This is a genomic window from Bradyrhizobium sp. AUGA SZCCT0160 (assembly GCF_018130105.1).
Taxonomy (GTDB): Bacteria; Pseudomonadota; Alphaproteobacteria; order Rhizobiales; family Xanthobacteraceae; genus Bradyrhizobium.
In genome coordinates this window covers 1-13219 of sequence record NZ_JAFCMD010000015.1, presented here as the reverse complement: position 1 = coordinate 13219, position 13219 = coordinate 1, and the positions used below count along the sequence as shown (strand labels likewise).

16 protein-coding genes are annotated in these 13219 nt (G+C 63.9%); 9 read left to right on the top strand and 7 right to left on the bottom strand.

Going from position 1 to position 13219, the window contains the following annotated elements; genetic code table 11:
• The first annotated feature begins 4 nt into the window (after window positions 1-4).
• Together JQ558_RS37340 and JQ558_RS22810 are read left to right on the top strand one after the other, a co-directional pair.
• Window positions 5-208, top strand: coding sequence for a cysteine-rich CWC family protein (locus JQ558_RS37340; RefSeq protein ID WP_249142591.1), 204 nt, complete (start codon window positions 5-7; stop codon window positions 206-208).
• Window positions 205-921 carry an HAD family phosphatase gene (locus JQ558_RS22810; RefSeq protein WP_212295362.1) on the top strand — a complete coding sequence of 239 codons (717 nt, stop codon included), beginning with the start codon at window positions 205-207 and terminating at the stop codon, window positions 919-921. The genes JQ558_RS37340 and JQ558_RS22810 overlap by 4 nt, the downstream gene beginning before the upstream one ends.
• Window positions 922-1048: 127 nt before the next feature.
• Here the strand turns inward: JQ558_RS22810 and JQ558_RS22805 are convergent, their stop codons facing one another.
• The gene (locus JQ558_RS22805; protein WP_212295241.1) at window positions 1049-1648 is read right to left on the bottom strand and encodes a TetR/AcrR family transcriptional regulator; all 600 of its coding nucleotides are present in this window, start codon (window positions 1646-1648) and stop codon (window positions 1049-1051) included.
• Between the two features lie 85 nt (window positions 1649-1733).
• Between JQ558_RS22805 and JQ558_RS22800 the strand changes: the two genes are divergently transcribed.
• Complete coding sequence (locus JQ558_RS22800) at window positions 1734-2525, top strand: crotonase/enoyl-CoA hydratase family protein (protein WP_212295239.1); 792 nt, start codon at window positions 1734-1736, stop codon at window positions 2523-2525.
• A gap of 21 nt (window positions 2526-2546) precedes the next feature.
• Here JQ558_RS22800 and JQ558_RS22795 read toward each other — a convergent pair whose 3' ends face one another.
• The 4 genes from JQ558_RS22795 to JQ558_RS22780 form a co-directional block, all read right to left on the bottom strand.
• Window positions 2547-3242: a glutathione S-transferase family protein gene (locus tag JQ558_RS22795; RefSeq protein WP_212295237.1), complete on the bottom strand. Its 696-nt coding sequence runs from the start codon at window positions 3240-3242 to the stop codon at window positions 2547-2549.
• A 144-nt stretch (window positions 3243-3386) separates the two neighbouring features.
• Complete coding sequence (locus JQ558_RS22790) at window positions 3387-4094, bottom strand: glutathione binding-like protein (RefSeq protein WP_212273928.1); 708 nt, start codon at window positions 4092-4094, stop codon at window positions 3387-3389.
• 141 nt (window positions 4095-4235) lie between these two features.
• Window positions 4236-4472: a hypothetical protein gene (locus tag JQ558_RS22785; RefSeq protein WP_212295214.1), complete on the bottom strand. Its 237-nt coding sequence runs from the start codon at window positions 4470-4472 to the stop codon at window positions 4236-4238.
• Window positions 4473-4504: 32 nt separating this feature from the next.
• Window positions 4505-5266 carry a sulfite exporter TauE/SafE family protein gene (locus JQ558_RS22780; protein ID WP_212295212.1) on the bottom strand — a complete coding sequence of 254 codons (762 nt, stop codon included), beginning with the start codon at window positions 5264-5266 and terminating at the stop codon, window positions 4505-4507.
• Between the two features lie 90 nt (window positions 5267-5356).
• Here JQ558_RS22780 and JQ558_RS22775 point away from each other — a divergent pair, with 90 nt between their 5' ends.
• The 5 genes from JQ558_RS22775 to uvrB all read left to right on the top strand — a co-directional run bounded on the left by JQ558_RS22775 (window position 5357) and on the right by uvrB (window position 11179).
• The gene (locus JQ558_RS22775) at window positions 5357-6262 is read left to right on the top strand and encodes a LysR substrate-binding domain-containing protein (RefSeq protein ID WP_212207205.1); all 906 of its coding nucleotides are present in this window, start codon (window positions 5357-5359) and stop codon (window positions 6260-6262) included.
• The gene (locus JQ558_RS22770) at window positions 6252-7469 is read left to right on the top strand and encodes an NAD(P)-binding domain-containing protein (RefSeq protein ID WP_212295210.1); all 1218 of its coding nucleotides are present in this window, start codon (window positions 6252-6254) and stop codon (window positions 7467-7469) included. Before JQ558_RS22775 ends, JQ558_RS22770 begins: the two co-directional genes overlap by 11 nt.
• A 106-nt stretch (window positions 7470-7575) precedes the next feature.
• The gene (locus JQ558_RS22765; RefSeq protein ID WP_212295208.1) at window positions 7576-7797 is read left to right on the top strand and encodes a hypothetical protein; all 222 of its coding nucleotides are present in this window, start codon (window positions 7576-7578) and stop codon (window positions 7795-7797) included.
• A gap of 14 nt (window positions 7798-7811) precedes the next feature.
• Window positions 7812-8033, top strand: a complete 222-nt coding sequence (locus JQ558_RS22760) for a hypothetical protein (protein WP_212295207.1) — start codon at window positions 7812-7814, stop codon at window positions 8031-8033.
• 98 nt (window positions 8034-8131) lie between these two features.
• Window positions 8132-11179, top strand: coding sequence for an excinuclease ABC subunit UvrB (gene uvrB / locus JQ558_RS22755; RefSeq protein ID WP_212295205.1), 3048 nt, complete (start codon window positions 8132-8134; stop codon window positions 11177-11179).
• 125 nt (window positions 11180-11304) lie between these two features.
• On the opposite strand, the gene JQ558_RS22750 is transcribed toward uvrB, so the two are convergent.
• Both JQ558_RS22750 and JQ558_RS22745 read right to left on the bottom strand, forming a co-directional pair.
• Window positions 11305-11691 carry a hypothetical protein gene (locus JQ558_RS22750; RefSeq protein WP_212295203.1) on the bottom strand — a complete coding sequence of 129 codons (387 nt, stop codon included), beginning with the start codon at window positions 11689-11691 and terminating at the stop codon, window positions 11305-11307.
• Window positions 11692-11884: 193 nt separating this feature from the next.
• On the bottom strand, window positions 11885-12076 hold the full coding sequence (locus tag JQ558_RS22745) for a hypothetical protein (RefSeq protein WP_212295201.1): 192 nt from the start codon (window positions 12074-12076) through the stop codon (window positions 11885-11887).
• A 134-nt stretch (window positions 12077-12210) separates the two neighbouring features.
• Between JQ558_RS22745 and JQ558_RS22740 the strand changes: the two genes are divergently transcribed.
• Entirely contained in the window at window positions 12211-13020 is an 810-nt protein-coding gene (locus JQ558_RS22740; protein ID WP_212295199.1) for a hypothetical protein, read from the top strand.
• The last annotated feature ends 199 nt before the right edge of the window (window positions 13021-13219 follow it).

Sequence of the window (13219 nt, the reverse complement as noted above, 5' to 3'; positions counted from 1 at the left end):
TTTCATGACAAATCGATCCGACAATCCTCCCTCGCGGCGCCTCGCCTGCGCCGGCTGCGGCACCGAGTTTTCCTGCAGCCTGTCCGGGCCGTGCTGGTGCAGCGAGGAAGCTTTCCGGATGCCGATGCCGCTGGACGGTAGCGATTGCCTGTGTCCGGCTTGCCTGCGCAGCGCGGCGGCGCGTGCCTCCAGCGCGGCCGCAACGTGACCGAGAGGTGGGACGTCCGGGCCGTTCTGCTCGACATGGATGGAACGCTGCTCGACACCGAGCGGGTTTACTTCGACAGCCTGATCTCAGCGCTCGGCGCGTTCGGTTATACCGACGATGTCGAGACGCTGTGCCATGCGATGGTCGGCCTGCCCGGTCCGGATTGCGAGGCCATGCTCCATGCGCGCTATGGTGAGGACTTTCCGCTGCCCGCGATCAACGACGCCTTCATCGCACGGCGCGACGAAATTCTTGGCGCCGGCCTGCCGCTGAAGCGCGGCGCCATCGAACTGCTCGATGCGCTGCAGGGCAGCGAATGTCCGATGGCAATCGTGACCTCGTCGTCGCGTCGCACGGCGGACGCGCATTTGACGCTGGCCGGAATCCGCGACCGTTTCGAGCATGTCCTGACCCGCGACGACGTCACGCGCGGCAAGCCGAGCCCTGATCTGTATCTGCTGGCGGCGTCAACGCTTGGCGTGCGCCCGGAATTCTGCGTCGCCGTCGAGGATTCCAACCACGGCGTGGCCGCAGCTTATGCCGCGGGCACGATCACCATCATGGTGCCGGACATGGTGCCGCCGACCGACGAGTCGCGCGCGCGATGCGCAGCGGTGGTGGACGATCTCGGCAAGGTGGTGGAGATGTTGCGAACACGAGGCGTGTTGCGTTCGAAATTCTTGCGTCGTCCCGGCGAGGGCCGGGACCCATAGCCACCAACGCTTGTTTTGCGAAAGGCGTCGGCCACTCTGCATTATCGAGAGATCACGCGGTATGGATCCCCCGATGCGCAATTGCGCATCTGCCTTCGCCGGGAGACTCGGTGAGGGTGCGGGGCCCCTACCGCGCTCGCGGCTTCCCCCGCCCCCGGAGCGCCGCCTTGGTCAGCGCATGCGCGGCTTGACCTGCGGTCTCCATGTAGCTGGCATCACGATGCAGCAGGACGACGGCGAACGATCCGTCCAGCAACAGCAATATCTGCCGGGCGAGCTGTGATGCTTCGGCGATTCCGGCGGCCTCGAACGTGGCGCGCAGCCAGTGCTCGAATTTCTTCTTGTGGGCGGCGCCGATCTTCATCGCGGGATGGCCGGGCATGTTGGCCAGCTCCGCCGAGGTGCGCAGGAAGCCGCACCCCTTCCATTTGGGATGCCGGGCCGAGCGGGCGAGATTGTGGAAAATCCGCTCGACCTTGGCCGGCAATCCACCGTCGGCCTCCGCGAACCATTGCTTGAACAGGGTCAGATTGGGCTGATCGCGGCCGGCCAGATAGGCGGCCACGAGGTCATCCTTGCTCTTGAAATGATAGTACAGCGTCCGCTTGGTGACGCCGGCCTTCGCCGCCACCGCATCGACGCTCACGCCGCGAATACCGTCAGCATAGAACAGCGCATTTGCCGCCGCGACGATCCGCTCGCGGGTGGGAGTTTCCGATTTCGCCATGTCTTAAATGTATACTGACCAGTGAATATACACAATCTGATGCCGCGCCTAAGGTGCCACCGACACCGATATTTGCGGAGACATCATGTCCGACGCCGTGCTGCTCGATATCAAAAACGGGATTGCGCTGATCACGCTCAACCGGCCCGCCCAGCTCAACGCGCTGAATTACGATCTGATCGATCGCCTGATGGCCGCGCTCGACACGATCGAGACCGACGCCGGCATTGGCGCCGTGATCCTCACAGGTGCCGGCGAGCGGGCGTTCTCGGCAGGCGCCGACATCAAGGAGTTTTCGGGCAGCGTTCGGCAGGGCCCGAACGCGGCAATACGCGACTTCGTCCGGCGCGGACAGGCGATGACCGCGCGCCTCGAAGCATTCCGAAAACCCGTGATCGCCGCGGTCAATGGCCTGGCATTCGGCGGCGGATGCGAGATCACCGAGGCGGTGCATCTGGCCATCGCCAGCGACCGGGCGCAACTTGCAAAACCGGAAATCAATCTCGGCATGCCACCGACCTTCGGCGGAACCCAGCGCCTGCCGCGGCTGGCCGGGCGCAAGCGCGCGCTGGAGCTGCTGTTGACCGGCGATGCCTTTTCGCCCGCGCGGGCACTGGAGATCGGGCTTGTCAATTCAGTCGTGCCGCATGATGAATTGCTGCCGGCGGCGCGCCAACTGGCTGAGCGGATCATGCGTCACTCGCCTCTTGCGGTCGGCAGCATCATCGCATCAGTTACCCGCGGCTTGAACATGACCACCGGCGAAGGGCTGCAAGTCGAGAGCGAGCAGTTCGCCGCCATGGTGCCGACAAGCGACCTCCGCGAAGGCCTGGCCGCCTGGATCGGGCGGCGGCCGCCGAGCTATCGCGGGCGGTGACCAATTGATTCGACGGCGTACCTACACCGCAAATCCCGGCGATTTGCGCGCCATGCCGTCGAAAGCGTCGAGCAGCCGCTCGCGCCAGGCATAGACCGGATCGTCTTCCCCCAGCAGCTTGAACGGGCTGACCACGCGCGCCCACTGGAACCCGCCGAACACGATGTAGTCCGCATAGTTCGGTTGCCCGCCGCCGAGATAGGATTGCGTCTTCAAGGTCAGCCGCAACGGGTCGAGCGATTTGCGAAAGCCTTCGACCGCCTTGTCGCGGCCCGCCACCACCTCTTCCAGCGGCTTGCCGAAGCGCACTTCCCGTGACTTGCGGAAATAGGCGGCGTCCACCGGCTTCAGGTTCAAGGGGATGTCAGCGACGATCATCGGAGACATGCCGCCGATCACGGTGACATCGCCCCACCAGTTCAGCATGCGCGCCATCGCGCGGCCGCCCTCGCCGCCGAACAGCGACGGCCGGTCCGGATATTTGTCTTCGAGATAGTTCGCAATCGTCCAGGAATCGACGACGGACGTTTCGCCGTCGAGCAGCACCGGCACCCTTTCGGATCCGTGCGGCGCGATCGCGTCCTTTTCCGTAAAACACCACGGGATGGTTTCCGCGCAAAGCCCCTTATGCGCCAGCGCCATCCGCGTCCGCCAGCAGTACGGACTGAACGGGCGGGCGGGATCGGTGCCGACGAGTTCGAAGAGTTTGAGAGTCATGCTTGCGCGCCGGTTTGAAACACAGCTGCCAGACTAACCGTCATTGCGAGGAGCGCAAGCGACGAAGCAATCCATCTATCCCCGAGTGGAGATATGGATTGCTTCGCTGCGCTCGCAATGACGTGGATGGAGTGGCGCGCAAGCCTACCGCACCACTGCAGCGGTCTGCCCGAACAACACCCGGCGCTCTTCCTCGGTGCGGTTGACCGGCTGGCCGAAATTCGGATTGACCTCTTTGGCCAGCGCGTAGGCGCGCTCGGTCGCGGGCCGCGCGCGGATGGTTTCTAGCCAGCGCTTCAGATGCGGGAAGTCGTCGATGTTTTGTTCCTGGTTCTTGTAGGGCACGATCCAGGGATAGCTCGCCATGTCGGCGATCGAGTAATCACCGGCGATGAATTCGCGGTCGGCGAGGCGCTTGTTGAGCACGCCATAGAGCCGGTTGGTCTCGTTCACATAGCGGTCGATCGCGTATTTGATTTTTTCCTGGGCGTAGTTGCGGAAATGATGGTTCTGGCCGGCCATCGGCCCGAGCCCGCCCATCTGCCAGAACGTCCACTGGATCGCATCATAGCGGCCATAGAGATCTGATGGCAGGAACTTTCCGGTCTTCTCGGCGAGATAGAGCAGCATCGCGCCGGACTCGAACACCGAGATCGGTTTGCCGCCGCCCTTCGGCTCATGATCGATCATCGCCGGAATCCGGTTGTTCGGCGCGATCGCCAGAAACTCCGGCTTGAACTGTTCGCCCTTGCCGATCTGCACCGGGAAGATCTTGTACTTCAGCCCGGTCTCTTCGAGGAACATCGTGATCTTGTGGCCGTTCGGCGTGGTCCAGTAATGAAGGTCGATCATTGGCACGGTCCCGCGTTAAGGAGATTGCACGCATCGCAAAAAGGATGCGGATGCATGAATGTGGTCGGGTCACGCCGTGAAGTCAATGGAATTGGTCCCGCGCGAGCGAATGTGATGACTTCCCGCACGCGCGCGAAACGATCAATTCGCCCGGCCGTGCTCCCGCAGGAAATTCTTGCCGCCTTCGGTAATCGCGACGCGCACGCCGAGGCCGGCCAAGTGCTGGCGTGCGACATAGCCGCGATCGACCGCATCTTCCCAGATCGTCAGCCGCGGGCATGAGGTGCGCCAGGTCTCGATCACGTCGGCATAAAGCCGCGGCTCGCGCCCTACCCATTCGACGAGATCGAGCACCAGTGCGTCGGTCGTCTCCGTCATCGGGCCCTCCGTCGTTCGAAATGCCGTCGCTATCAAAATGCCATCGCGCTGGAGCGCGTGACCAGGAGCCAGCCGCCATAGAGGATGTAATAGCTGGCCACCGTGGTGATCAATCGTCCCGCCCAGGTGCGGAACTGCGCGTCGCTCATCGCTTCCAGAATGCGCCGGGCCAGCGTGGTGCCGAGCATCGAGGCTGCAATGGCAACCGCCGCCAGCACCGGATCGAGCGACGCGGCCTGGTCGATGATGCCGCCGAAATAGACCAGCTTGACGAGATGGCTCGCGACCTGGCAGGTCGCCTTGGTCGCGACGATCTCGCGGCGGTCGAACTTGCCGCCGAGGAAGAACGTATCCATCAGCGGACCCGATACGCCGGTCATCAGCATCAGGCCCATGCAGACGAAGCCGTAGAAACTGCCCTGCCAGATGCTGTCGGGGTTCGGCTTCAAATTCGCCGGCATCAGCCGCGCCATGAACGGCGTGACCCCGAGCAAGAGCAGCGCGATCGGCTTGTCCGGCACGTAGCGCGAGAGCGACCAGAGCCCGAGCGCAAGCGCGCAGCCGATCAGATACACGAACACCGGCCGCCAACGGATATGCGCGCGCCACAGGAAGGCGCGCCAGCCATTGGACGCCATTTGCGTGATCGCATGCAGCACCATCGCCGTCGGCAGCGGCATCAGGGCCAGCAGCACGCCGATCAGGATCATGCCACCGGCCATGCCGAACAGGCCCGACAGGAAAGCTGTCGCGACCATCAGCAAACCCAGAGCTGCGATCAAAAGCGGCGTCATCTTGAATCTCCGAAGGTACTTCTGCCGCGCTTGGACGCGACGTGCAAACTGAGTTATCTTGCCCTGGCATCAGTTTTCCTGAGGGTTCGAATGCGGCGGCTGCTCTTCCTCAACGGCATCAAGGCGTTCGAGGCTGCGGCGCGGAGCGGCAGCTTTGCGGCGGCAGGTAGCGAGCTCAACGTATCGGCGGCGGCGGTCAGCCGGATGGTGCATCTTCTGGAAGACCGGCTCGGGGTGGCGCTGTTCGAGCGCAAGGCCAACCGCCTGGTGACGACGGCGGCCGGGCGCGCCTATCAGAGCGGGCTGACGCCGATCTTCGACGCGCTGGCGAGCCTGACCGCGCAGGTCACGGCGCCTTCCACCGTCCGCGTGCTGACGATCGGCGTCGGGCCGACCTTTGCAATGCGCTGGCTGATCCCGCGGCTGGCGGATTTTCACAAGCAGGAACCCAACATCGACGTGCGCATCACCACCGGCGGCGCGGCCGCCCCGTTCGGCGAGGACTGGAGCTGCGGCATCCAGCTCGGCGACGGCGAATGGCCGGGGCTGATCGCCGAGCCGCTGTTCGCGGCCGACCTGTTGCCGGTCTGCGCGCCCCGCCTTGCCAGCTCGCTCAAGCGGCCCGGCGATCTGAAGGGGCCGACGCTGCTGCGCGTTGCGCATTCGGCCGATGATTGGCCGTCATGGCTGAAGGCGGCCGGCGTCGCCCGCGTCAGCGCGCGCGGCCCGCAATTTCAATTCTATGGCCAGGCGCTGCAGGCCGCGGTCGACGGCCTCGGCATCGCGATGGGCATCCGCCCCTATATCGACGACGACCTCGCCGCCGGCCGGCTGGTGGCGCCGTTTGCGCTGAGCGTGCCCAAGGGCATGCGTTGGTATCTGGTCTATCGCGAATACAGCACCGGCCAGCGCGACTTTGTCGCGTTCCGGCGCTGGATCATCCGCGCAGCGGCCGAGCCAGCCGCCCGCCGCAAGGGCCCACGCCATGCCAATTGAACGCATCGATACGCTTGTGATCGGCGGCGGCCAGGCCGGGCTCGTGATGAGCTACCGGCTGAAACAGCGCGGCATTATGCACCTCGTGCTGGAGCGGGCGCGGATCGCCGAGCGCTGGCGCAGCGAACGCTGGGACGGGCTGAAATTCCAGTTTCCGAACTGGTCGGTGCAACTGCCGGATTTTGCCTTTCCGCACAGCGATCCCGATGCGTTCGCCACATCAGGCGAGATCGTCACATTCATCGACGCCTTTGCCGAATTCATCGCGCCGCCGATCCGCTGCGGCGTCGAGGTGACCCGTTTGAAACGCGGCAACGCCGGCTTTATCGCCGAATGCACGGATGGCACCATCGAGGCCAGCAACGTCGTGATCGCGACCGGGCCCTATCAGCAGCCGCTGGTGCCGGATCTGCTGCGCGATCATCCGGCGTTTCAGGTCCATGCCAGCGCTTACCGAAATCCCGGCCAGCTGCCACCGGGCGCCGTGCTGGTGGTTGGCGGAGGCGCGTCGGGCGCGCAGATCGCCGACGAACTGCATCGCGCCGGCCGCCGCGTCTTTCTTTCGATCGGCCAGCACACAAGGATGCCGCGGCGCTACCGCGGACAGGATTTGACCTGGTGGTTCGGCGCCCTTCGCCTGTTCGACATGACGGCGGAGCAGCGCGGGCCGATCCGGGTCAATCCGTCGATCACGGGCGCGTATGGCGGCTACACCATCGACTTCCGTAGATTCGCCGCCGACGGCATCACGCTGCTGGGAAGGGTCTTGGCGGCGCGCGATGGCGTACTCGAGATTGCCCCGGGCCTCGCCGAAAGCCTTGCGACCGGCGATGCCTATTACGCAGGCTTCCTCGACATGCTGGACGCGCATGTCGAACAGCACGGCCTCCATCTGCCCGCTGACCCCGCCGTCCGTAATGTGCTGGCCGATCCGCCAAGCGTCACCGAACCGGTCCGCCGCCTCGACCTCGGTAAGGAAGACATCCATGCGGTGGTCTGGGCCACCGGTTACAGCGTCGATTTCAGCTGGATCGACCTACCGGTCCGGGATCACAGCGGGGAACCGGTCCATCGGGGTGGCGTGTCAGAGGTGCCGGGGCTCTATTTCCTCGGCCTGCCGTATCTGTCGAAACTGTATTCTGCCTTCCTGTCGGGAGTCGGCGACGATGCCGCCGTGCTCGCCGATCACATTGCCGCCCGCCGCTGAAGTTCCGCCGTTCCATCCGGAAAATCACGGCGAGATGTGAACCGGTTCACACCGGTTTTTCGGAAAGCATGATCTGCTCTCGGTGGGACATTCCGGGAGACACGCCATGATTTACGGCGGCTTTGAAATTCAGTCGTTCGAAGCGGGGAGAGGGCAATGGCACGCCAGGATACAACGAGCCGATCTCGCGCCGGTCGTCATCGATGGCTTGTCGTTTCCGACGGTCGAAGTCGGCTTTGCATGGTCCGATCCGGAAGCGGCGATCGCGGATGCGAAAGCCCATATCGACCACAACCGGCAGCGCTACACGACGGCGGCGTCGGTCTGAAGCAGGCGGCTGTGATGTCGCAGGTCGAACCCGAACCGGCGAAGCCATCGTTCAAGGTGATGTCGAACTGCCCGCAATGCAGCGCCTCCCTCGCCGTGCTGCGCATCATCCCCGGCAAGGCCGGCGCCGAATACTGGACCATGCGCTGCACGAAGTGCGGCGGCATCCATCTCGACATCGTCAAGGCCGATTCGCCTGCCGCAACGGGTGCGGATTCCAGTGACGTCTTCGCCTGACGCTGACATCTGCTGACATTGGAACGGCCTGAATCGGCCGTCCAAACAACACCGGCTTTGCCCTTTTTTCGCGCGCCGATTGGCCCCATATTCGCCCCATGGCGAAGAAACCCGACTCCCCAAGAAAATCAGGCAAAACCCCGAAATCCAAAGCGCACCGGCCGGAAGTTCAGCCGATCGGGCCCGCTTTGGCGGAACTGCTCAATCCCGCGATCAACCGCGGCGATGCCGGCATGGGCTCGGGCACCGGCCTGCAGCCGCCGCCGGATAATTCTAAGGACCGCCGTTCCGGCGGCGAAGCCGCCGTGCATCGCGCGCGATCGTCGACGCCGAAGAATTTTCCGCCGAGTTCCGCCGATCCCTATCCGCAACCGCTGCGCCCGAATCCGCAGCCGCCGGGCGCCCGAAGCAATCCGGAAGGCCTCGACGAAGCCCCGCAAGCCAACTACGGCACCTCCGCGACCATCCCGACGCTCGATCCGGAACTGGCAAAACAATTCGGCTTCACCACCGAAGAGGAAGACGCCGCCGCGCTGGCGCGGCCGCCGCGCAACAAGATGGAGGCGCTCGGCGTCCAGGCCACCGCCGATGCGCTGGAAGATCTGATCCGCGAGGGCCGCCCCGAATTCAAGGGCGAAGGCGGCGGCGTGAAGGTCTGGACGCCGCACCGCCCGCCCCGCCCGGAGAAATCCGAAGGCGGCGTGCGCTTCGAGATCAAGTCCGAATACGAGCCGAAGGGCGACCAGCCGACCGCGATCAAGGAATTGGTCGAGGGCATCCAGCGCAACGACCGCACCCAGGTGCTGCTCGGCGTCACCGGTTCCGGCAAGACCTACACCATGGCCAAGGTGATCGAGGCGACGCAGCGCCCCGCCATCATCCTGGCGCCGAACAAGACGCTGGCGGCGCAGCTCTATGGCGAGTTCAAGAGCTTCTTCCCCGACAACGCCGTGGAATACTTCGTCTCCTACTACGACTACTACCAGCCCGAAGCCTATGTGCCGCGCACCGACACCTACATCGAAAAGGACTCCTCGATCAACGAGCAGATCGACCGCATGCGCCACTCGGCGACGCGCGCGCTGCTGGAGCGCGACGACGTCATCATCGTCGCGTCGGTATCGTGCATCTACGGTATCGGCTCGGTCGAGACCTATACCGCGATGACGTTTGCGCTGAAGAAGAACGAGCGCATCGACCAGCGCCAATTGATCGCCGACCTCGTCGCCTTGCAATACAAGCGCACCCAGGCCGATTTCACCCGCGGCACCTTTCGCGTGCGCGGCGACGTCATCGACATTTTCCCGGCGCACTATGAAGACCGCGCCTGGCGCGTGAACCTGTTCGGCGACACCGTCGAAAATATCGAAGAGTTCGATCCGCTCACCGGCCACAAGCAGGACGACCTCGAATTCATCAAGATCTACGCCAATTCGCACTATGTGACGCCGCGGCCGACACTGGTGCAGGCGATCAAGTCGATCAAGTCTGAACTGAAGCTGCGGCTCGACCAGCTCAACAACCAGGGCCGGCTGCTGGAAGCGCAGCGGCTGGAGCAGCGGACGACGTTCGATCTCGAAATGATGGAAGCCACCGGAAGCTGCGCCGGCATCGAGAACTACTCGCGCTACCTCACCGGCCGCCGCCCCGGCGAGCCGCCGCCGACGCTGTTCGAATACGTTCCCGACAACGCGCTTGTCTTCGCCGACGAAAGCCACGTCACTGTTCCCCAGATCGGCGCCATGTTCAAAGGCGATTTTCGGCGCAAGGCGACGCTGGCCGAATACGGTTTCCGGCTGCCCTCCTGCATGGACAACCGCCCGCTGCGCTTCGAGGAGTGGGACATGATGCGCCCGCAATCGGTCGCGGTGTCGGCGACGCCATCAGGCTGGGAGCTGAACGAAAGCGGCGGCGTGTTCGTCGAACAGGTGATCCGACCCACCGGCCTGATCGATCCGCCGGTCAACATCCGCCCGGCGCGCACGCAGGTAGACGATCTCGTCGGCGAAGTCCGCGCCACCGCGCAGGCCGGTTATCGCAGCCTGATCACGGTGCTGACAAAGCGCATGGCGGAAGACCTCACCGAATATCTGCACGAGCAGGGCATTCGCGTGCGCTACATGCACTCTGATATCGACACCATCGAACGCATCGAGATCATCCGCGACTTGCGCCTCGGCGCATTCGACGCGCTGGTCGGCATCAACCTGCTGCGCGAGGGCCTCGACATTCCCGAATGCGCGCTGGTCGCGATCCTCGACGCCGACAAGGAAGGCTTTTTGCGCAGCGAGACCTCGCTGATCCAGACCATCGGCCGCGCCGCGCGCAACGTCGACGGCAAGGTGATCCTCTACGCCGACCAGATGACCGGCTCGATGGAGCGCGCCATCGCCGAAACTGACCGCCGCCGCGAAAAGCAGGTCGAATACAACACCGCCAACGGCATCACGCCCGAAAGCATCAAGAAGTCCATCGGCGACATCATGAACAGCGTCTACGAGCGCGACCATGTGCTGGTGGAAATCGGTGACGGCGGCATGGCCGACGACGTCATCTCAATCGGCCACAATTTCGAGACCGTGCTGAACGATCTCGAAACAAGAATGCGCGAAGCTGCCGCCGACCTGAACTTCGAGGAAGCCGCCCGCCTCCGCGACGAAGTCAAACGCCTCCGCGCCACGGAGTTGGCTGTTGTCGACGATCCCACCATCAAGCAGCGCGGCGTCGCGGCAAAAGCCGGTGCGTACGCGGGCATGAAGAAATACGGCGACTCCGCGAATTTGCCGGCCAGCGCCTCGAAGAAGCGCGGCTTCGGAATGCGCGGCGGCAGCGGTGCCTCTTCCCCCTCTCCCCGCCCTTCGCGGGGTCGAGACGAGCGAAGCTCGCTCTTAGAGGGTCGGGGTGAGGGGCACCCCACGGGCGGTCCCTCCGCCTCCAAAGTCCACAAACCCCATCTCGACGAAATGCACGGCCCGGAATCCCTGCCCTACCGCCCCAGCGGCATCAAACCGCGCAAGCCCGACATCGGCGGCAGCACCAAAATCTTCCAGCCCACCGACTCGCGCCAGTCGGGGCCGGAGTTCGGGCCAGCGCCGCGTTCCAGTGGGGGCGCGCCGGGGCATCGGGGCGGGTGGAAGAAGAGGTAGCGATCAGCCATTAAAGTCGTCATTCCGGAAGCCGCGAAGCGGCTGTCCGGAATCCATACTCCCGATCGTGGTCATGGATTCCGGGTTCGATGCTCCGCATCGCCCCGGAATGACGGTGAGACAGTTCACCCTGCGCTCAACATCGCCACCGCCAGCAGCGACAGCATCACCGTGCTCGTGAGCAGTTGCAGCGAAGCCATCGGCTGGGTGCGCCAGCGCAGGACCTTCTCCGAGAAAGACAGGCTGGCATCGAAGAACAGCGGCTCGTAACTGGCCTTGAACAGTTTTGGGTATTTCGGGGCGAGCCAGGGCACGATCAGTGCGTGGAAGAACGAGGCTATCACGACGAAGATCACGGCGCCACGGGGAGGACTGACGATCTGGGCACTGCCGGCAAGTTTCAGCAGCATCGCCGCAGCCGCATAGGTCGGCATGGCCTGCAGCAAAGCGGTCAGCGTCATGCCTTCGAGTCGGTTGAGGCTGGGGGATTTCGGCGCAGTGATGGCGTTCATGGCGGCGGCTCCTGTGGTCCTGTTGGGGACGTTGAAGCCGCCAGACTAGGTTGTCGCGCAGAGGCGTGACGTGATGCGCGTCACGCATTCAGCCGTCATTCCGGGGCGTCGCGAAAGCGACGAACCCGGAATCTCGAGATTCCCCGATGCGCAATTGCGCATCTGGGGTTCGCTTCGCGCCCCGGAATGACAGTCACCCCGACCGTCGATTACTCGTGTTCTGCGTCATATTCCCGTGGTCGCCCTGCTCGCGGATGTTGTTCTTCTCGTCGTCGCGATGGCCCTTGGTGGTGTCGATCGGCACCTTCGGCGCGCTGCCGGGCCCCTTGGGGCTCTGGTTCTCCTCGGGAACGGGCTTGATGGTTTTCTCAAGCGGTTTGGTCATCAGATTCTCCATTGCATTGCAGGAGAAACGCGGGACAGGCCGTACTCGTTCCCGGCGTGAACGCGTCCCAGCCTTGCGCCGACCAAGCCAACATGAACTAATTGTTCCCGCCGACTGAAACCGTGATCCGCCCGATGCCGAAATCGTTTGCTGCCATCGTCGCGCTGGCCATTGCCGGCGCCTGCCTGCTCGCCAGCCCGGCTCGCGCCGACGATGCCGACCGCGCGCTGCTGTCGACGTTTTGCGACGCCGCCGATATCGAGGGATCGACCTGCAAGCGGGCGAAGAATTATCCGGATGCGGGAGACCGCGCGTGCGACGTCAAGCTGACCGGCGATCGCCATCGCGGCCGGTTCATCACCGCGAGCAATCCCTTGCTGGTGGTCAATTACGAGAGCGGATGCGAGCCGCACGCGACCGATAATGGCGGCGCCGTCGTGTTCGAGCAGATCGGCGGCAAGACCATCTTCAGGAGGTTTCAGCCGGGTTCGCAGGTCAATGACTGCATCACCCTGGCGAGGAGCGCGCAGCAGGATCGGCTGATGTGCATCACCGGCCATATCGGCCAGGGCAATCTGGAAACTGGCGTCGCCGAGTTCGTGTTCACCCAGGACTACAGCAGGAACGTCAGCATTTCGCCGGATTTTCTGATCACCGCGGTGGATTCCATTCGCGCCTATGGCGCCAACGTCGTCACCTGCAAGGAGCGTTCGAAATATTTCGAAGTCTCGGACATCAAGGCCGGGCCGCGGCCGCAGACGGTGACCGTGATGGTTCGCCATGCCGACGCGGCAACGATCAGGAAGGCCTGCCGCAAGGGCTTTCCCAAACCGAAGGAAGTCTTTGGCACGCTGTCGCGCGGCGAGGCCTATGTGCCTGAAGGCTACGAGAAGCGCGGCAAATTCATCATCGATCTCGTCACGCGCAAGGTGACGCCGCAGTGAGGCACACTGTCCGAGTTACGTCGTCCCGGCCTTGAGCCGGGACGACGATTACAGTAGCGAACAGCTGCGGCAAAACGGCACGACGGGCAAATCACTTCTGTTTTACGGAAATCATGTCAAGCATAAAATTTCTGTAAATCAAAAATATTCTTGTTGCCGTCCGACCCAAATCAGTGCGCATCTATCGCCATCCCGTCCT